Annotated in this window: 16 protein-coding genes and 1 pseudogene; 5 read left to right on the forward strand and 12 right to left on the reverse strand. The window is 73.3% G+C overall.

Annotated features, from left to right (window positions below; genetic code table 11):
- Positions 1 to 100: 100 nt before the first annotated feature.
- Positions 101 to 523 (forward strand): VOC family protein, encoded by a 423-nt coding sequence (locus tag ACFV3E_RS12905; protein ID WP_500534729.1) that lies wholly within the window; start codon positions 101 to 103, stop codon positions 521 to 523.
- Here the strand turns inward: ACFV3E_RS12905 and ACFV3E_RS12910 are convergent.
- A complete protein-coding gene (locus ACFV3E_RS12910) occupies positions 498 to 2,411 on the reverse strand; it encodes a PAS domain S-box protein (RefSeq protein WP_500534730.1) in 1,914 nt (637 codons plus the stop codon). The genes ACFV3E_RS12905 and ACFV3E_RS12910 overlap by 26 nt on opposite strands.
- Positions 2,412 to 2,705: 294 nt before the next feature.
- On the opposite strand from ACFV3E_RS12910, the pseudogene ACFV3E_RS12915 reads away from it, so the two are divergent.
- Positions 2,706 to 5,027, forward strand: a pseudogene (locus tag ACFV3E_RS12915) (phosphoketolase family protein); the annotation flags it as partial.
- A 1,213-nt stretch (positions 5,028 to 6,240) separates the two neighbouring features.
- On the opposite strand, the gene ACFV3E_RS12920 reads toward ACFV3E_RS12915, so the two are convergent.
- From ACFV3E_RS12920 to ACFV3E_RS12950, 7 genes are read right to left on the reverse strand one after another with little or no spacing between them, the layout of a single operon-like run.
- Positions 6,241 to 8,118 (reverse strand): complex I subunit 5 family protein, encoded by a 1,878-nt coding sequence (locus ACFV3E_RS12920; RefSeq protein ID WP_500534731.1) that lies wholly within the window; start codon positions 8,116 to 8,118, stop codon positions 6,241 to 6,243.
- An 11-nt stretch (positions 8,119 to 8,129) separates the two neighbouring features.
- Positions 8,130 to 8,474, reverse strand: coding sequence for a sodium:proton antiporter (locus ACFV3E_RS12925; RefSeq protein ID WP_500534732.1), 345 nt, complete (start codon positions 8,472 to 8,474; stop codon positions 8,130 to 8,132).
- Positions 8,471 to 9,199, reverse strand: coding sequence for an MnhB domain-containing protein (locus ACFV3E_RS12930; protein ID WP_500534733.1), 729 nt, complete (start codon positions 9,197 to 9,199; stop codon positions 8,471 to 8,473). Before ACFV3E_RS12930 ends, ACFV3E_RS12925 begins: the two co-directional genes overlap by 4 nt.
- Entirely contained in the window at positions 9,196 to 9,471 is a 276-nt protein-coding gene (locus tag ACFV3E_RS12935; protein ID WP_500534734.1) for a Na(+)/H(+) antiporter subunit B, read from the reverse strand. Before ACFV3E_RS12935 ends, ACFV3E_RS12930 begins: the two co-directional genes overlap by 4 nt.
- The gene (locus ACFV3E_RS12940; RefSeq protein WP_500534735.1) at positions 9,468 to 9,770 is read right to left on the reverse strand and encodes a monovalent cation/H(+) antiporter subunit G; all 303 of its coding nucleotides are present in this window, start codon (positions 9,768 to 9,770) and stop codon (positions 9,468 to 9,470) included. Before ACFV3E_RS12940 ends, ACFV3E_RS12935 begins: the two co-directional genes overlap by 4 nt.
- Positions 9,767 to 10,045: an MrpF/PhaF family protein gene (locus ACFV3E_RS12945; protein ID WP_500534736.1), complete on the reverse strand. Its 279-nt coding sequence runs from the start codon at positions 10,043 to 10,045 to the stop codon at positions 9,767 to 9,769. The genes ACFV3E_RS12940 and ACFV3E_RS12945 overlap by 4 nt, the downstream gene beginning before the upstream one ends.
- Positions 10,042 to 10,506 (reverse strand): Na+/H+ antiporter subunit E, encoded by a 465-nt coding sequence (locus ACFV3E_RS12950; protein WP_500534737.1) that lies wholly within the window; start codon positions 10,504 to 10,506, stop codon positions 10,042 to 10,044. Before ACFV3E_RS12950 ends, ACFV3E_RS12945 begins: the two co-directional genes overlap by 4 nt.
- A gap of 235 nt (positions 10,507 to 10,741) precedes the next feature.
- On the opposite strand from ACFV3E_RS12950, the gene ACFV3E_RS12955 reads away from it, so the two are divergent.
- Positions 10,742 to 11,491, forward strand: coding sequence for a DUF4097 family beta strand repeat-containing protein (locus tag ACFV3E_RS12955; protein WP_500534738.1), 750 nt, complete (start codon positions 10,742 to 10,744; stop codon positions 11,489 to 11,491).
- Between the two features lie 44 nt (positions 11,492 to 11,535).
- Here ACFV3E_RS12955 and ACFV3E_RS12960 read toward each other — a convergent pair whose 3' ends face one another.
- The 4 genes from ACFV3E_RS12960 to ACFV3E_RS12975 are packed head-to-tail and all read right to left on the reverse strand — an operon-like array spanning position 11,536 to position 15,738.
- Complete coding sequence (locus ACFV3E_RS12960; protein WP_500534739.1) at positions 11,536 to 12,375, reverse strand: carbohydrate ABC transporter permease; 840 nt, start codon at positions 12,373 to 12,375, stop codon at positions 11,536 to 11,538.
- Positions 12,372 to 13,400, reverse strand: a complete 1,029-nt coding sequence (locus tag ACFV3E_RS12965) for a carbohydrate ABC transporter permease (protein WP_500534740.1) — start codon at positions 13,398 to 13,400, stop codon at positions 12,372 to 12,374. Before ACFV3E_RS12965 ends, ACFV3E_RS12960 begins: the two co-directional genes overlap by 4 nt.
- A 1-nt stretch (position 13,401) precedes the next feature.
- Positions 13,402 to 14,676, reverse strand: a complete 1,275-nt coding sequence (locus ACFV3E_RS12970) for an ABC transporter substrate-binding protein (RefSeq protein ID WP_500534741.1) — start codon at positions 14,674 to 14,676, stop codon at positions 13,402 to 13,404.
- A gap of 9 nt (positions 14,677 to 14,685) precedes the next feature.
- Positions 14,686 to 15,738, reverse strand: a complete 1,053-nt coding sequence (locus ACFV3E_RS12975) for a carbohydrate kinase family protein (RefSeq protein ID WP_500534742.1) — start codon at positions 15,736 to 15,738, stop codon at positions 14,686 to 14,688.
- A gap of 195 nt (positions 15,739 to 15,933) precedes the next feature.
- Between ACFV3E_RS12975 and ACFV3E_RS12980 the strand changes: the two genes are divergently transcribed.
- Together ACFV3E_RS12980 and ACFV3E_RS12985 are read left to right on the forward strand one after the other, a co-directional pair.
- Positions 15,934 to 16,686: a DeoR/GlpR family DNA-binding transcription regulator gene (locus tag ACFV3E_RS12980; RefSeq protein ID WP_500325064.1), complete on the forward strand. Its 753-nt coding sequence runs from the start codon at positions 15,934 to 15,936 to the stop codon at positions 16,684 to 16,686.
- Entirely contained in the window at positions 16,683 to 18,026 is a 1,344-nt protein-coding gene (locus ACFV3E_RS12985; RefSeq protein ID WP_500534743.1) for a 6-phospho-beta-glucosidase, read from the forward strand. The genes ACFV3E_RS12980 and ACFV3E_RS12985 overlap by 4 nt, the downstream gene beginning before the upstream one ends.
- The last annotated feature ends 13 nt before the right edge of the window (positions 18,027 to 18,039 follow it).

Here is an 18,039-nt window from a genome sequence, read left to right on the forward strand (position 1 = left end):
ACCAGCGGCGCGCGGCCGTGGCCGTGCCCGCACCGCCGTCCGGGCCCGGTCCCGCGCCATGCGGACCGGAACCGACCGCAAGGCAGGCGAGCATGACGGCATGACGACGACCTTCCGTGGCGTGGCCACCATCCGCTACCACGCACAGGACCTCGCGGCCGCCAAGGCCTGGTACACCGAACTGCTCGGCATCGAGCCCTATTTCGACACCCCGGACTACATCGAGTTCCGCCTCGGGGACCACAGCCAGGAGCTGGGCGTCTCCCGCACGGCCTCCGCGCCCGCCGGCGTCCTCGCCTACTGGCACGTCGACGACCTCGAGGCGGTCTGGGAGCGGCTCCTCGCCCTGGGGGCCCGCCCGCACGAGGCACCGCGCGACTACGGCCACGGCTTCGTCGCCGGCGCGGCGCTCGACCCCTTCGGCAACCTGCTCGGCGTGATGTACAACCCGCACTTCGTGGAGGTGGCCGAGGTGACCGGCGGCGCCGGCCGGAGCGTCACCGGTGCGCCAGCGGGAGGGTGAACCAGACCGTCTTGCCGTCGCTGGACGGCCGGGTGCCCCAGCCCGTGGCCAGGGCCTCCACCAGCAGCAGACCGCGCCCCGACTCGTCGCCGAGTTCGGCCGGACGGCGCTGCGGGATGTGCGTGCTGTGGTCGGTGACCTCGACGGTGATCTCCCGGTCGGTACGGTGCAGCCGCAGCCGCAACGGCCCCTGGGCGTGTCGCACGGCGTTGGTGAGGACCTCCGAGGCCAGCAGGCAGGCGGCGTCCGACACCTCCTCGCAGCCCCACTGCGCCAGGGTCTCGCGGACGAAGCCGCGCGCGTCGGCGACCGCCGAGGGGACGGCCGTGACCTCCATGGCGGTCGCGGCGAGCGGGGCCTCGGGCAGCCGGGCGAGCAGCAGGGTGACGTCGTCGGCGTGGCCGTCGGCGTCGGGGCGGAGCGAGGCCAGCACCGTGTCGGCGGCCTCCTCCAGCCCGGGGGAGCGGGCGAAGGCGGTGCGCAGCTGCGTGCCGAGCCGGCGGAGCTGTGCGTCGATGTCGGAGCGCGGCGTCTCGACCAGCCCGTCGGTGTACAGCACGAGCGTCGACCCGGCGGGGACGGGCAGGCACACCTGCTGGTGCGGCACGTCGCCCACGCCGAGCGGCACGCTGATCGGCGCGGGCAGCTCGCGCACGGCGGCGTCGGGGCCGGGGTCCACCAGCAGCACCGGCAGATGGCCCGCCGAGCAGACCGTCACCTCGCCCGCGTCCGGGTCCACCACCAGGTAGCAGCAGGTGACGAGCTGGTCGGGCAGGTCGGTGACGAAGGCGTCGAGCGCCTGCATCAACTGCCGCGGGGGTATCCCGGTCTTGGCCAGCGCGCGGGCCGCAGACCGCAACTGCCCCATCACCGCGGCGGCCTCCAGGCCACGCCCCATCACGTCGCCGATGAGCACACCCACCTGACCGCCGCCCAGCGGGATGAGGTCGAACCAGTCACCGCCGACGCCCGCGCCCTGCGTGGCGGGGAAGTAGCGGCTGGCGGTTCGCATGCCGGGCGGCTCGTCCGGTGACCCCATGAGGCTGCGCTGCAAGGTCAGCGCGATGTGCCGCTGCTGCCGGTACAGCTCCGTCAGCTCCTCCTCGGCACGCTTGAGGTCGGCGATGTCGCGCACGATGGAGCAGGCGCCCACGATGGCCCCGTCGCGGTCGCGGATCGGCCAGAGGGTCACGTCCACGTCCAGCAGCCGCCCGGTGCTCGTCACCCGCAGCGTCTCGAAGTGCTCCACCCGCTCGCCCCGGCCGAGCCGCTCCAGCAGGTTCGCGATCTCCTCCTTCAGGTGCGCCGGGGCCAGCATGGACACGTGCCGGCCGATGGCCTCCTCCGCCGCGTACCCGTACAGCCGCTGTGCCGCGGCGTTCCAGTAGGTGATGCGGCCGTCGAGGGTCTTGGCGAGGATCGCGTCCTGGGACGACTCGACGAGCACCGCCAGCTCGTTGATGCGCTCCTCGGCGGCCTTGCGCTCGCTGACGTCGCGCACCGCCGCGGAGATCAGCAGGCCGTCGGCGGTCTGCAGCGGACTCAGGCTGATCTCGACGGGGAACTCCCGGCCGTCCTTGCGCAGCCCGTACAGCTCCAGCCCGGCGCCCATCGGCCGTACCTGCTGGTTGTGCGCGTAGCCGTGCCGGTAGGCGGGGTGGTGGCCGCGGAAGCGATCGGGGACCAGCACCTCGACGGGGCGGCCCAGCAGTTCCTGCCGGGTGTGGCCGAACAGGGACTCGGTCTGGGCGTTGACCAGTCTGATGACACCGGTGCCGTCCACGATGACCATCGCGTCCGGGGCCGCGTCCAGCAGTGCGCGGAACATCTCCTCGGCGGCCGGGTCGCCGACCGCCGGGGCCGGCGTGTCGGTCCTGGTCTCGTGCATCGTGGTCCGCCTGTCCATCCGGGTCCGTTCGGGGCCGATTCCGGGACCGTAGGGCCTGGCGGCGGGCCGTGCCGGGGATGCGCCGAAACCGGTCCGGTTCGCCCGAATCCGCTCAATCCGCGATCTTCCCTGCCCCCTCCTGCGGCACGCGCACTCCAGATCACGGCCCGTGTCGGACATCCCGTCGGCGTCCGGACCACCGGAAGAGGCCCCATCCGGCCCTAGCGGACCGTCATCGGGAGTGCCGAGTCTGGGAAGGAGAGGTCTCCCGTACCCGACGTTTCGGAGGAAGCCATGCACGACGAGGAGCTTCGTGCCCTCGACGCCCATTGGCGCGCCGCGAACTACCTGGCCGTCGGCCAGATCTACCTGATGGGCAATCCGCTCCTGGCCGAACCGCTCCGCCCCGAACACGTGAAACCACGGCTGCTCGGCCACTGGGGCACCTCGCCCGGCCTGAACCTCGTGTACACCCACCTCAACCGGGTGATCAAGGCCCGCGGGCAGCGGGAGCTCGCCGTCTGGGGCCCGGGGCACGGCGGCCCGGCCGTCCTGGCGAACGCGTGGCTGGAGGGCACGTACTCGCAGACCTACCCGGACGTCCCCCGTGACGCCGCGGGCATGGACCGGCTGTTCCGGCAGTTCTCCTTCCCCGGGGGCGTGCCGAGCCACGTCGCGCCGGAGACCCCCGGCTCGATCCACGAGGGCGGTGAGCTGGGCTACTCGCTCTCGCACGCCTACGGTGCCGCCTTCGACCACCCCGAACTCGTCGTCACCTGCGTCATCGGCGACGGCGAGGCCGAGACCGGGCCGCTCGCCGCGTCCTGGCACTCCAACAAGTTCCTCGACCCCGTCCACGACGGGGCCGTCCTGCCCGTGCTGCACCTGAACGGCTACAAGATCGCCAACCCGACCGTACTGGCCCGCATCCCCGAGGGCGAGCTCGACGAACTGCTGCGCGGCTACGGACACGAGCCGCTGCACGTCAGCGGGGACGACCCGATGGCCGTGCACGCCGCGATGGCCGAGGCGATGGACACCGCCCTGGACCGCATCGCGCAGATCCAGGCCGCCGCCCGCGAGGGCGGGGAGAGCGGGCGCCCGCGCTGGCCCGTGATCGTGCTGCGCACGCCCAAGGGGTGGACCGGTCCGGCCGAGGTCGACGGCCTGCCCGTGGAGGGCACGTGGCGCGCCCATCAGGTGCCGTTGGCCGCGGTCCGCGACAACCCCCAGCACCTGCGGCAGCTCGAGCAGTGGATGCGCTCGTACCGGCCGCAGGAGCTGTTCGACGAGCACGGCGCGCCCACCGCCGCGGTGCTGGCCTGCGTCCCCGAGGGCGACCTGCGGCTCGGCGCCACCCCGTACGCCAACGGCGGGCTGCTGCTGCGCGACCTGCCCGTGCCGCCCCTGGAGCGGTTCGCCGTCGAGGTCGACAAGCCGGGAGTGACCCTGCACGAGCCCACCCGGATCCTCGGCGACCTGCTGGAACGCGTCATGGCCGACACCGCCGAGCGCCGCGACTTCCGGCTCGTCGGCCCCGACGAGACCGCCTCCAACCGGCTCCAGGCGGTCTACGAGGCCAGCGGCAAGGCCTGGCAGGCCGAGGTGCTCCCGGTCGACGAGAACCTCGACCGGCACGGCCGCGTCATGGAGATCCTGTCCGAGCACACCTGCCAGGGCTGGCTGGAGGGCTACCTCCTCACCGGCAGGCACGGGCTGTTCTCCTGCTACGAGGCCTTCGTCCACATCGTCGACTCCATGGTGAACCAGCACGTCAAGTGGCTGCGCACCACGCGGGCGCTGCCCTGGCGCCGCCCCATCGCCTCCCTGAACTACCTGCTGACCTCGCACGTGTGGCGGCAGGACCACAACGGCTTCTCCCACCAGGACCCCGGCTTCATCGACCACATCCTCAACAAGGCGCCCGAGGTCGTGCGGGTCTACCTGCCGCCGGACGCCAACACCCTGCTGTCGACCGCCGAGCACGTGCTGCACAGCCGCGACTACGTCAACGTGGTCGTCGCCGGCAAGCAGCCCTGCTTCGACTGGCTCGACCTCGACGCCGCCCGCGCCCACTGCGCCCGCGGCGCCGGAGTCTGGCAGTGGGCGGGCACCGAGGACGGCACCCGCGAACCGGACGTCGTCCTCGCCTGCGCGGGGGACGTGCCCACCCAGGAGGTGCTGGCCGCCGCCTCACTGATCCGCCGTCATCTGCCCGAGCTGGCCGTACGGGTGGTCAACGTGGTCGACCTCGCGCGGCTGGTGCCCAAGGACGAGCATCCGCACGGCATGGCGGACCCGGAGTACGATGCGCTCTTCACCCGCGACAAGCCGGTGATCTTCGCCTACCACGGCTACCCGTGGCTCATCCACCGGCTCGCCTACCGCCGCACCGGCCACGCCCACCTGCACGTGCGCGGCTACAAGGAGATCGGCACCACGACCACGCCCTTCGACATGGTCGTCCGCAACGACCTCGACCGCTTCCGGCTGGTCATGGACGTCATCGACCGCGTGCCGGGACTCGCGGTGCGGGCCGCGCCGGTACGCCAGCTGATGGAGGACGCCCGGCTGCGGCACCACGCGTGGACCCGCCCGCACGGGTGGCCCGTGCCCGGGTTCACTGTTGGGCCGTGCCGGGCCGGGTGCCGGGCTGCCGGGGGGGCTACGTTCAGCCGTCGTTCCGGGGCGGCCCCCCGCGGCCGACGGGGGCGGCGCGCCCTGCTCCGCCTCTCCGAACCGCGCCAGGACCAGTGCCCCCGCGATCGACAGCACGAAGCCGAGCACGGCGAGCGGGGCCCGGTCGTGCCGAGTGGAGTCCCCCAGCCACACCACCCCGAACAGCGCGGGCCACAGGGACTCGGTGATGACCATCGCCGCCGTCGCGGCGGTCACCGAGCCCGCCTGGAGGGCGTCGACGAGGAAGACGAAGCCGGTGATCCCCGAGATGACGACGGCGTACGTCGCCGGGTCCGCGAGCAGTTCGCCCACCTCGAACCCGATCAGCATCCGTACCGCGACCGCCACGACGCCGAAGCCGAGCCCCGCCACGGCGCCGAGCACCGCCGCCCTGCTCCGCGTCACACGGCGGTCCACGATCCGGCCGGCGACCGCCAGCACGACCGCCGTGACGAGGATCGCCAGCCGCAGCCGCAGGTCCCCCTCGCCCCCGCCGTCCCGGCCCGCGGAGACCGCCAGCACCGCGAGCCCGACGCACACCGCGCCGACCGCCGTCCACTCCGCCGCACGCAACCGCACCTTCAGCAGCACCGCCGCCACGACCGCGGTGACCGCGAGCGAGGACGCCAGCGCCGCCTCGACCACGAACAGCGCCAGGGACCGCAGCGCGACCAGCTCCGCCGCGAAGCCCAGCGCGTCCATCCCGACGCCCGCGACGAACGGCCAGCACCGCAGTGCCGCCAGCAGCGTCCGCGCGCCCGAGCACGGCGCCCCGGGCGAGCCCGCGGCGGCCCGGCGCGCGCCCATGGCCTGTATCACCGTCGCCGTCCCCATCAGGACGGCGGCACACAGAGCGAAGGCGATACCCGGTTCCATGCACGGACCGTAACGGCCGGAGGCGGGCGGCCGGTGCGACCGCCACGCGTCATCCCCCGCCCGGCGTGCCGGAGCCCGCGCGGTCGCCCGGTGGTCGCGGGTGCGGGCTGCCGGGGTTCGCGGTGGTGCGGATGGGGGTGGGTTGTCCGGCTGTCCGGCTCCGCGCCGAAGGCGTGGAGCGGCACCGCGCACGGTCGGGGGCCTGAGACCCGGGCGGGCTGGTGGTCGCGGGCGGGGCGGGGGCTGGTGCATGCGGTGGTACGACCGCCACGTGTCATCCCCCGCCCGCCTGCGCGCCGAAGGCGACGAGCAGCACGGCGACGCCGACCGTCAGCCAGGCGACGGAGTCCCCGGGCAGCCCCGAGTGCAGCCGGCGCAGCGGCACCACAGCCGTCCGGGTCACCGCACCGGCGGCGGTACGGGTACGCCGCGCGAGGGCGCCGGAGGCACCCGGGCCCCATACGGCGGCCGCGGCCAGGGCCGCGGCGGCGGCCGTGGAGAGCAGGCCCAGCAGCACGCCCTCCGACGTCCACCCGGCCGCGGGCGGCACGTCGGCAGGACCGGCCGGGCGCGACGAGCCGAGCGTCGCGGCGGCGTAGCCCGCTTGGTCGGTGAACACCGTGGCGGAACGGGCGAGGGAGGCGCCCACGGTGGGGACCGTGCCGACCGCCAGACAGCCGAGCAGCAGCAGCGCCGGGACGGTGACCATCATCACCGGCAGCACACGGCGCGGCCCGCGGATCTCGGGTTCCTCGCCCTCCCCGCTGGTCTCCGGCTCCCAGGGGTGGGAGGCAGGACGGGGACCTGCACCGTGGAAGACCCGCAGCGCGGCGCGCAGTACGGCGCCACCGGTCACCGCCGAGGCCACGAAGTACGCGGCGGGCAGCCATCCCAGCCAGTGTGCCGCCGCGTCCTCCGCCAGCGCCTTCCCCAGCCCGGTGCCGAACGGCGGCAGCCCGGCGAGCACCAGCCCGGCCAGCAGGAACAGCGCGCCGGGCAGCACCAGTTCCCGGGCCCTGCCGTGCAGCCCGTGCTCGTCGACCGAGCCGTACCGGTCCAGCAGCACGCCGGTCAGTCCGAACAGGGCGGCCTTGGCCCCGGCGTGCCCCGCGACGTACACGGCGGTGCCCGCGGTGCCCAGCGGCGTGAGCGTGGCCACGCCCACCAGGAACAGGCCCACGTGCGAGATGGTGGAGAAGGCCAGCAGACGTTTCAGGTGCCGCTGTTGCCAGCACATCACCGCCCCCACCAGTGCGGTCAGCACCCCGAACGCCGTCAGGGTGTCCCGCAGCGCGTGCGGCGGGATGCCGCCGGGACCGGAGAAGACCGCCCAGTAGACGCGCGTGACCCCGTAGACGCCCAGCTCGACCATCACCCCCGACAGCAGCATGCACACCGGGGTCGGCGCGACAGCGTGCGCGTCGGGCAGCCACAGGTGGAAGGGGACCATCGCGGCCTTCACCAGCAGCCCCGTCACGACCAGCACGAAGCCGCACACCACGAGGGCGTCCGGCCCGCCGTGCCGCGCCAGTTCACGTCCGATCGCGGCGTAGCCCAGCTCGCCGGTGCGCGCGTACAGCAGGCCGATGCCCATCAAGGAGGCGTACGCGCCGAGCGAGTTGACGAAGCCGAAGGTCAGCGCGCCCTGCAGCGGGCGGGGGTCCTCGATGCGGTACCCGGTGAGGGCGTACGCGACCACGCCCATCAGCTCGAAGAAGACGAAGGCGTCGAAGAGGTCACCGGTCAGGGCGAAGCCGCACATGCCCGCCTCGAAGAGCAGCAGCAGCGCGGGGAAGTTCCCCGCGTGGTCGCCGCCCGGCTCGGCGTAGTAGCGCCACGAGTAGACCACCACCGCCAGCACCAGCACCGCGGCGAGCAGCGCCATCCCGCCGCCGACCCGGTCCGCGGCCAGGACGACGCCGACGCCGTGGCCGCTCAGGGCCTCCGGCCGCCAGCCGCCGAGCCACACCACGGACAGCCCGTCGCCCGTGCCCGCCCACAGCGCCGCCACGACCACGACCTCCGCCGCCGCGCAGACCGTGGCCAGCACATCGCATCCCAGCCGCGGCAGCCGTCTGCCGCACACGGCGAGCAGCACCGCGCCGAGCAGCGGAACGGCGACGGCCAGCGGCAGCAGGGCGTCCGGCCCCACGGTCGGCGCCCTCAGCCCTTCAGCCCGGTCAGCGACTCCGGGTCCAGGGTGCCGTGCCGCTTGCGCAACTGGATGACCAGGCTGAGCAGCAGCGCGGTGACCACCGCCCCCACCACGACGTCGGTCAGGGTCATCGCCTGTACGACCGGGTCGACGACCGGGGTGCGCACGGAGGTGTCGGAGAAGACGGGGGCGGTGCCGCCGTGCCGGTAGCCGACGGCCAGCAGCAGCACGTACGTCCCCGACTGGGTGACGCTCAGGCAGCCCACGGCCTGGATCAGGTCACGGCTGGTCACCAGCCCGTACATCCCGGCCAGGAAGACCCAGCCGGCCACGAGGTAGGGCAGCACGCTCACCTGTCGGTCACCTCCACGGCCTGGTCGAGGAAGGCCGCGAGCAGGACGACGACGCCCGAGCCCACCTCCACCCCGACGGCGGCGTTGATCAGCGGCACGAGCCCGCCGGAGGCCAGGTCGCGGAAAGTCCCCAGCGGCAGCGTGTTGGCCAGGTACGCGCCGGCCACCGCGAGCCCCACCAGGCCCAGCGCCGTGAACGCGGCCGCCGCGAGGGCGTCCGTCACGTCCAGGACGGCCAGCGGGCGCACCCGGCCCAGCACCCGGTAGTCGGCGGCCACGTACGCCAGGTGCAGGCCCGCGGCCAGCACCACGCCGCCCTGGAAGCCGCCGCCGGGGCTCAGCTGGCCGTGCGCGACGACGTACCAGCCGGTCAGCAGCGTCACCGGCAGCAGCAGCGCGCCGAACAGCCGGGTGGCCGGCAGCACCGACAGCGGCGCCGGGCCGACCTTGCGCTCGTCACGGGCCAGCCGCAGCAGCACGGTGGCCCCCAGGACCGCCGCGAACAGCACGGACTCCTCGCCGAGGGTGTCGAAGGCCCGCTGGTCGAAGTTGACCGAGGAGACCGCGTTCGCCGTGTGCCGGGTCAGCGCCGCGGCGACCGCCCGCTCGCCGTAGGGATGGACGTCACCGCCGAACGGCGGCAGGCCGGCGCAGGCGAGCGTCCAGCCCGCGAACAGCACCGCGGCGGCGACGGCGAACAGCCGGATCCGCGTGCCGCGCCTCACCGGCCGTCCCGCCCGGTCCGCTTGGCCGCGGGCCCGCGCCGGACCCGGCGGACGGTGAGGAGGATCAGCAGCGGCGTCAGCACCGAGCCGACGGCCAGCTGCGACAGCGCCACGTCCGGTGCCTGGAACACGGTGAACAGCAGCGCGAACGCCAGGCCCAGGAAGGCCAGCACGACCGACTGCCTTACCGGGTCGCGGGTCAGCACGGCCGCCGTGGCCGTCACCGCCACCAGCAGCAGCGCGATCACCACCAGCACATCGGTGCCCGTCATGCGGCGGGCTCCGTTCGCTCGTCCATGCGCAGGGTCAGGCGCCCGAGCGCCATCGTGGTCACCGTGCCGCCCGCGGCCAGCAGCAGGCCGACGAACAGCAGTTTCAGCGCGGCGCGCCCCGGCCCCGTCTCCACCGCCAGGGCCAGCACCACCAGCGGGGCGCCCAGCGCTCCCGCGGGGGACAGGGCGTGCAGCCGGCGGTAGGGGCCGGGCAGCAGGACCAGCGCCGCCGCGGAAAGCAGGAGCACGGCGCAGCCCGTGACCAGAAGCGCCAGTGCGCACACATGACGGGCCGTCATGTCGCGGCACCGCCGCCCTCGTGCGGTTCCCCGGCCAGGAACCGGGTGAACACCAGCGTCCCGACCGGCCCCAGTACGGCCAGCACCAGTGCGAGATCGCCGTACGAACTGCGCCCGAAGCCCTGGGCCAGCAGCAGGAACACCACCGCCACCAGCGTCGTCGCCAGGCTCACCCCGGCCAGCCGGGCGTGTGCCGCGCCGCGCAGCACCAGCCAGGCGCACGGACCCAGCCCGGCGCTCATGAGCACCCCGGCCGCGATCAGCCACGCGTTCATCGCCGCACCTCCTCGGCGCCCAGCGCCCGCTCCATCGCGGACGCGCCGACACCCAACCGGTGCACCGTGACGTCGCGTTCGCCGCTGTCGCCGACGTCCACCACGACGGTGCCCGGGGTGGCGGACAGCATCGCCGTCGCCCATCCCGTCCCGACGCCCTCCGGCAGCCGCAGGGTGTGCAGGCCGCCGCGGTGCGCCCGCCCGCCGACGGCCGCCGCGGCCAGTCGCCAGGTCTCCGCGAGCACCGCGCCCGGCCAGGCGCGTGCCGCCCGCGCCACGTACCGGGCACCGCCCGGCGTCGCGCCCGCGGCCTTCCGCACCGTGTGCGCGGCGATGCCGGCCAGCAGCGCGCCGGCCGCGCCGACGACGACCTCCAGCACCGTGACCGGCCCGATCAGCACCACGTACAGGGCGAGCAGCACGAGCAGCCACCCCGTCACCTCGGCAGCCCTGCGCCCCATCCTGCCCTCCCGGATCCGTCCGCCCCGTCCGCCAGGTCTACCGGCCGCGGTGCACCCGGCCCGCCCCGCGCGCCGCCCGCACGGCCGCTGCCACCCGTTCGCCGCACCGCGTTCGAAGGGCGTGTACCCGCGCCCCGGCGGGCCAGTCACCCCATCGGAGGATCGGGAATGCCGCCTTTGCAGCGATATGCTCCCCGTGGGGCGATGGTTGACGACGTGCAAGGAGAAGGCAGTGGTGAAGAGTTGGCGCGCGGTGGCGGTCGTCCTGGCCCTTGCGGCGGGGTTCCTGGTGTCCTGCGACGCGGGCGGCGACGGGGCACCCGGTGCCGACGTCACCGGCTCCGTCGTCCCCTCGGGCAAAGGGTCGCCCGGCGGCGCGACGGGCGGGTCCTCCCCGCACTCCTACGAGATCTCGGGCGCGAAGGCGCTCGACGTGCGCAACGAGAACGGCTCCGTGCGGATCACCGTGGGGAGCGGGCCGATGTCGGTGACCGAGACCCTGGAGTACGGCGCCGTGAAGCCGGCCACCCGTCATCGGGTCGAGGGCGGCACCCTGAGGCTGGTCGGCTCCGGGTGCGGGAACAGCCGGCCGTGCAAGGTCGACTACGTCGTCAGGGTGCCCCCCGCGACGCCCGTCACCGTCAGGGTGGACAACGGGGAGGTCGAGGCGGACGGCGTCACCGGCGCGGTCGACCTCGGCACGGGCAACGGCAGCGTCACCGGCACCGCGCTGGGCGCCCGCCGGGCGTCCCTGACGAGCGAGAACGGCACGGTCGAGGCGATTTTCGCGGTCGCACCGCAGGAGGTCACCACCACCGCCGGGAACGGCATGGTCACCGTCACGGTGCCGCCCGGAACCGCCTACGACGTGCAGGCCCGGACCGGCGTCGGCATGCGGCAGGTGACCGTGCCGACCGATCCGTCGTCGTCCCGCAGGATCACCGCCACCACCGAGAACGGCATGGTCACGGTGCAGACGGGCTGACCGCCCGCCCGGGGCGCCGGGCGCGCCCCGGGACCGGTGACGGGTCAGCCGCGGACGGCCCCCTCGGTCGCGCCCGCGATGAAGCCCCGGGCGAAGAGCGCGAAGACCACCACCAGGGGCGCGGAGGCGATGAGCACGGCGGCCATCACGACGCTGTAGTCGGTGGAGCGGCCGACGTTGAGCTGGGCCAGGGCGACCTGGAGCGTGATGTGCTCGGGGTTGACCAGGGCGATCAGCGGCCAGACGTAGTCGTTCCAGGCGTTGACGAAGGCGTAGATGCCGAGGAACGCCAGCGCCGGGCGGATCATCGGCAGCACCACGTGCCAGTACTGGCGCAGGAAGCCGCAGCCGTCCATGCGGGCGGCGTCGAGGAGTTCGTCGGGGACGCCCCCGCTGACGTACTGGCGCAGCCAGAAGATGCCGAAGGCGTTGGCCAGCGCGGGCGGGATGAGCGCCTTGAGCGTGCCCAGCCAGCCCAGGTGCATCATGATCAGGTACTGCGGGATGATCGCCAGCTGCAGCGGCAGCATCATGAAGACGAGCAGCACCCCGAAGAGCCACTTGCGCCCGGGGAAGTCGAACTTGGCGAAGGCGAAGGCCGCGATCGAGTCGACGAGGAGCACGAGCACGGTCGAGACGCTGGCGACGGCCAGCGTGTTGAGCATCGAGCCGAAGAAGTCGATGCTGTCGAGCACCGTGCGGACGTTGTCCAGCAGGTGCGGGCCGAAGGAGACCTTGGGCGGCGTGCGGTAGATGTCGCGGGTGGTGTTGGTCGCCATGACGATCGTCCAGTAGAACGGGAAGACCGAGACGAGGACCGCGACGATCAGCACGAGGTGCGGGTAAAGCCCCTTGGGGCGCAGCGACCGTGCGGTGCGCGTCATGACTTCCTCCCGCGCTGGACGAGGCGCCAGTTGACGACGACGAGCACGAGGATGAGCACGAAGAACGCCCAGACGATGGCGGCCCCGTAGCCGAAGTCGTTGTTGGAGAACGCCGATTGGTAGAAGTAGAGCAAGGTGGTCAGACCCGCCTGGCCGGGGCCGCCGAGATTGGCGTTGGCCGCGTTGCTCCCGAAGAGGACCTGCGGCTCGGTGAAGCTCTGCAGGCCGTTGACGGTCGAGATGACGACCGTGAACAGGATGACCGGGCGCAGGATCGGGATCGTGATGCGCAGGAAGGTCCGCACCGGCCCGGCCCCGTCGATCCGCGCCGCCTCGTAGACCTCGCCGGGGATGGCCTGCATCCCCGCCAGGTAGATGATCATGTTGTACCCGGTCCACTGCCAGGTCATCAGCAGCGCGATGACCAGCTTGATGGTCCACGGATTGCTCATCCACTGGACCTCGGGCAGGCCGGCCATGTGCAGGATCGCGTTGACCAGGCCGAAGTTGTTGCTGAAGACCGCCCCGAAGAAGATCGCGATGGCGACGATCGAGGTGACGTTCGGCAGGAAGAGCGCGATCCGGTAGAAGGACTTGAAGCGCCGCACGGAGTTGAGCAGCGTGGCCAGCACCAGCGCCCCCAGGAGCGTCGGCACCGTCGACAGCACCCAGATGGCCAGGGTGTTGCGGATCGACAGCCAGAAGACCGGGTCGTCCATCAGGAAGCGGAACTGCTGCAACCCGACGAACTGCATCTCGCCGATGCCGTCCCAGCGGTGGAAGGCCAGGTAGAGCGAGTAGAACACCGGCCAGAGCATGAAGACGCCGAAGACCAGGTAGAACGGCGAGATGGCCAGGTACTGCGGCCAGAAGGACAGCGCACCGCGCCGGGCGGCCCGCGCCGTCGGCTGCGGCAGGTGGTGCGCGGGCGCGGAGCGGCGCGGACGCATGCGCGGCCGCCCCGGGCCGCCGCCGGTGGCGTCCACCGCGACGGAGCCGGGGCCGGTGGTCGGAGGCACCGCCATGTCAGCGCACGCCCTGCCGCTGCGCGATCTGCTGTGCCTGGGCCACGGCGTCCTTCCAGGCGTCGTCCGGCCTCTTGCCCTTGGTCTCGACGTTGGTCAGCTCGGTCTTGTACGTCGCCATCAGGGCCGCGTCCGCGGGGGCCTCGTAGGCCGCCGGGATCGCCTTGGCGGCCGGCCCGAAGACGTCGATGGTCCTCTGGCCGCCGAAGTACGGATCGCCGGCCGTCATCTGCGGCATCGCGTACGCCGCGGGGGCGGCCGGGAAGATCGCGGCGTCGGCGAAGCCGCGGGCGTCGTTGGCGGGGCTCAGCAGCCAGCTCACGACCTTGAAGGCCTGCTCGGGGTTGCGGCACTGGCGGGGCAGCGCCAGGAACGAGCCGCCGAGGTTGGACGGGCCGCCCGGCATCGGGGCCACGCGCCACTTGCCCTTGGAGTCGGGGGCGGCGGAGGAGATGTCCAGGGCGTGCCAGGCGGCGCCGAGTTCGGTCGCCAGCGTGCCCTTGGCGATGGCCGCGTTCCAGCTGTTGTCGTTGATCTTGGCGTCGAGCCCGAGCTCGTACGGCCGTACGGCCAGGTCCCAGGCGGCACGGATGTGGTCCTGGTCGCCGACGAAGTGGTTGCCGGTGTCGATGAAGCGCTGCGTGCCCTGGCCGACGGCGATGTCGAAGACCGCGCTCGCGCTGTTGATCAGCGACGCCGACGGCACCGCCTTGTGCAGTTCCCGGCCCGCGGCCAGCCAGTCGTCCCAGGTCTTGATCTGCGCCGCGACCTGCTCCGGCTCGGAGGGCAGCCCGGCCTGCTCGAAGAAGTCCGCGCGGTAGAACATCGCGGTGGGGCCGATGTCGATCGGGAAGCCGATCTGCCGGCCGTCCTCGCTGCGCGCCAGCTTGGTCTTCCACTCCAGGTACTGCGGGGCCAGGTCCTTGAAGCCCAGGTCGTTGAGGTCCAGGAAGCGGTTGGCATTGGGCAGGAAGGAGGCCATGTCCTCGCCCTTGATGCCGGTGATGTCGGGCACGGACTGGCCGCCGGTCAGCGTCGTGAGCAGCTTCTGCTTGAAGTCGCCGCCTATCTGCGCGGACTTCAGGGTCACTTCGGTGAAGTGCGCCTCGGCGTCCTTGACAACCTTGTCACTCAGCCCGCCGCCCCAGTACCAGAGCGTGAGGTTCTTGCCGTTCCTGGTGCCGCCCGCGCCGCCGCCACCGCACGCGGCGGTGAGGCCGGCGGCCGCGGCGGTGAGCACGGTCGCCTGGAGGAATCGTCTGCGGGAAAGGTCCACGGGGTTCTCCTACTGCTCGGGCTGATCGGCGTGGTGCGGGCCGGCGGCGGTCGTCGCGGCGGCCGGCACGGTGTGGTCGAGGAAGGCGTAGGCGGAGCGCAGGTCGTCGTTGCCGGGGGAGTCGCGCACGGACCGCCACCAGCGGTCGACGGCGGCCACGTCCGGTGCGGCGGCGGCGCCACCGATCCGCCGCACGGACAGCGCGGCGACGAGGTTGGCGAAGCGCAGCCGGTCGGGGAGCGGCCGGCCGGCCAGGGTGGCGGCGACCAGCCCGGCCCCGAAGACGTCGCCGGCGCCGGTGGTGTCGACGGCGTCCACCGGCAGGCCGGCCACCGAAGCGCTCTCGCCCGTCGTGGAGTCCACCGCCAGCGCGCCCCCGGCGCCGTCGGTGACCACGGCGAGCGGTACGAGGTCGGCCAGCCGGGACAGCGCCGCCCGCGGGGTGCCGGTGCGGGTGTAGGCCATCGCCTCCTCGGCGTTGGGCATGAAGGCGTGGCACAGGGCGAGCTGTTCCAGCACCGCCGGGCTCCAGCGCTCCGAGGGGTCCCAGCCGACGTCGGCGAAGACCAGGGTGCCCGCCGCGTGCGCGCGCCCCACCCACTCCAGCGGCTCCGCGCCGATGTGGGCGATCGCGGCCCGGCTGGGCGGCGGTTCGCCGATCATCGCGTCCGGGCCGAGCGGCGGCTCCTGGCCGTGGGTGACCAGCGCCCGGTCGCCGTCGTACGCGAGCGAGACGGTCACCGGGGTCGGCCATCCGGCGAAGCGGCGCGAGCGGGAGAGGTCGACGCCCTCGGTGACGGACAGCTCGTGCCACAGGTGCGTGCCGAGCAGGTCCTCGCCGAAGGCCGCGGACAGCGACGTGCGCAGCCCCAGCCTGCTCAGCGCGACCGCGAAGTTGGCGATCCCGCCGGGGGACGTGCCCATGCCCTTGGTCCACACCTCGGCGCCCGGGGTGGGAGCCGAGGGGAGCCCGGTGAAACCCAGGTCGAAGAAGAGCAGCCCTGACAGGAAGACATCGGCTGCCTCCTCCCGGGTGCTGCCGGCGTGTGTCGACCGCGGCATTGCGACCTACCTCTCCAGGGGCACCGGCGCGGGGCGCCCGGTGCTTCGTGTCCCCCCGGTCCAGGCCCGGACGGGGGGACGCCCCGGCCTGAAGTAGGCAAGAGCTTGCATGCTGTGCAGTGGTTTGACAAGGGTCAATCACAAACCTGCTCGACTTTGATTGACTTTGCAGAGAGCCCGGGTAGGGTTCGTGTCATGCTCCCCGACCGACGACATGAGCTGATCCTCCGTGCGCTGCGGGCGGACGGCCCCACCTCGGTGACCGTGCTGGCCGAGCGGATCGGCGCCAGCCAGGCCACGATCCGCCGCGACCTCATCCAGCTCGAGGACGAGGGCCTGCTGAAGCGGGTCTACGGCGGTGCGGTCCCGCTGACCGGCGAGGACGACCCGTTCCCGGACGTCGCCGCCGTCCGCGTCGAGGCCAAGGACGCCATCGCCGTCCGCTGCGCCGAGATCATCAAGGACGGCGAGACCGTGCTGCTGGACATCGGGACCACCGCACTGCGGGTCGCCCGGCACCTGCGCGGCCGCTCGCTCACGGTGATCACCAGCAACCTCGCGGTCTACGAGGAGCTGCAGGACGAGAAGGACGTCCAGCTGGTGCTGCTCGGCGGGGTCGTGCGCCGCGAGTACCGGTCCCTGGTCGGCTTCCTCACCGAGGACAACCTGCGCCAGGTCCGGGCCGACCGGCTGGTCCTGGGCACCAGCGGCATCCGCCCGGGCGGGCAGATACTGGACACGACCGCCGTGGAGGTGCCCGTCAAACGGGCCATGATCGCGGCGAGCGACCAGGTGGTGCTCGCGGCGGACGCCGGGAAGTTCCCCGGCACCGGCATGGCCCGTGTGTGCGGGCCCGAGGACATCGACGTCGTGGTGACCAACGCCCCGGCGGACGCGACGACCCGGACCTCGCTGCGCGAGGCGGGGGTGGAGGTGGTCGAGGTATGAGGCTCACGATTCTCGGTGGTGGCGGCTTCCGCGTCCCGCTGGTCTACCGCGCCCTGCTGGAGGACCGTGCGGCGGGCCGCGTCACCCACGTGACCCTGCACGACCTGGACCCCGGACGCCTGGACGCCATCGTCCGGGTGCTGCGGCAGCAGGCGCAGGGATACCCCGACGCGCCCGGGGTCACCGTCACCACCGACCTCGACGAGGCCGTCACCGGCGCCGACTTCGTGTTCTCCGCGATCCGCGTCGGCGGCCTCGCCGGACGCGTCGTCGACGAGCGCGTCGCCCTCGACGAGGGCGTCCTCGGCCAGGAGACGGTCGGCCCCGGCGGCATCGCGTACGGGCTGCGCACCATCCCCGTCGCCGTCGACATCGCCCGCCGCATCGCGCGGCTGGCGCCCGACGCCTGGGTCATCAACTTCACCAACCCCGCCGGCATGGTCACCGAGGCCATGTCCCACCACCTCGGCGACCGCGTCATCGGCATCTGCGACTCGCCCGTCGGCCTCGGCAGGAGGGTGGCGCGCGCCCTGGGCGTCGACGCCGGCCGCGCCTGGTTCGACTACGCGGGCCTGAACCACCTCGGCTGGCTGCGGGCGGTGCGCGTGGACGGCGTCGACCTGCTCCCGCGCCTGCTGGCCGACGAGGCGGCGCTCACCTCCTTCGAGGAGGGCAAGCTCTTCGGCGCCGACTGGCTGCGCACCCTCGGCTCGGTGCCCAACGAGTACCTGAACTACTACTACTCCAACCGGGAGACCGTCGCCGCCGCGCGCGACGCCGAGCACACCCGCGGCGCCTTCCTCCTGGAGCAGCAGCAGCGCTTCTACGAGACGATGCGCGCCCCGGGCACCGAGCCCTTCGCGGCCTGGGACGCCACCCGCCTGGAGCGCGAGACCACCTACGGCGCCGACGTCCGGGAGGCCGCGGGAGCCGGCGAACGCGACTCGTGCGACCTGGAGTCCGGCGGCTACGAGCAGGTCGCCCTCGCCCTGATGCGGGCCATCGCCCTCGACGAGCGCACCACGCTGATCCTCAACGTCCGCAACCGCCGCGCTTTGGAGCCGCTCGACGCCGAGGCCGTCGTGGAGGTGCCCTGCCACGTGGACGCCAACGGCGCCCGCCCGATCGTCGGCGATCCGCTGCCCGGCCACGCCGTCGGCCTGGTCACCTCCGTCAAGGCCGTCGAGCGCGACGTCATCCGGGCCGCCACCACCGGCGAGCGCGCCGCCGCGCTGCGCGCCTTCGCGCTCCACCCGCTCGTCGACTCCGTCGCCGTCGCCCAGCGTCTGCTCGACGGCTACCGCAAGCACGTACCCGACCTCGCCTACCTCCGGGACTGAGGGGAACAGCACC

It is taken from the genome of Streptomyces sp. NPDC059718 (assembly GCF_042733315.1).
Lineage (GTDB): Bacteria > Actinomycetota > Actinomycetes > Streptomycetales > Streptomycetaceae > Actinacidiphila.

Excerpts from the sequence above, each read along its gene's own strand:
- ACFV3E_RS12905 (WP_500534729.1), top strand. The coding sequence starts at position 101 with ATGACGACGACCTTCCGTGGCGTGGCCACCATCCGCTACCACGCACAG.
- ACFV3E_RS12910 (WP_500534730.1), bottom strand. The coding sequence starts at position 2,411 with ATGCACGAGACCAGGACCGACACGCCGGCCCCGGCGGTCGGCGACCCG.
- ACFV3E_RS12935 (WP_500534734.1), bottom strand. The coding sequence starts at position 9,471 with ATGACGGGCACCGATGTGCTGGTGGTGATCGCGCTGCTGCTGGTGGCG.
- ACFV3E_RS12940 (WP_500534735.1), bottom strand. The coding sequence starts at position 9,770 with ATGACGGCCCGTCATGTGTGCGCACTGGCGCTTCTGGTCACGGGCTGC.
- ACFV3E_RS12945 (WP_500534736.1), bottom strand. The coding sequence starts at position 10,045 with ATGAACGCGTGGCTGATCGCGGCCGGGGTGCTCATGAGCGCCGGGCTG.
- ACFV3E_RS12950 (WP_500534737.1), bottom strand. The coding sequence starts at position 10,506 with ATGGGGCGCAGGGCTGCCGAGGTGACGGGGTGGCTGCTCGTGCTGCTC.
- ACFV3E_RS12960 (WP_500534739.1), bottom strand. The coding sequence starts at position 12,375 with ATGACGCGCACCGCACGGTCGCTGCGCCCCAAGGGGCTTTACCCGCAC.
- ACFV3E_RS12965 (WP_500534740.1), bottom strand. The coding sequence starts at position 13,400 with ATGGCGGTGCCTCCGACCACCGGCCCCGGCTCCGTCGCGGTGGACGCC.
- ACFV3E_RS12975 (WP_500534742.1), bottom strand. The coding sequence starts at position 15,738 with ATGCCGCGGTCGACACACGCCGGCAGCACCCGGGAGGAGGCAGCCGAT.
- ACFV3E_RS12980 (WP_500325064.1), top strand. The coding sequence starts at position 15,934 with ATGCTCCCCGACCGACGACATGAGCTGATCCTCCGTGCGCTGCGGGCG.
- ACFV3E_RS12985 (WP_500534743.1), top strand. The coding sequence starts at position 16,683 with ATGAGGCTCACGATTCTCGGTGGTGGCGGCTTCCGCGTCCCGCTGGTC.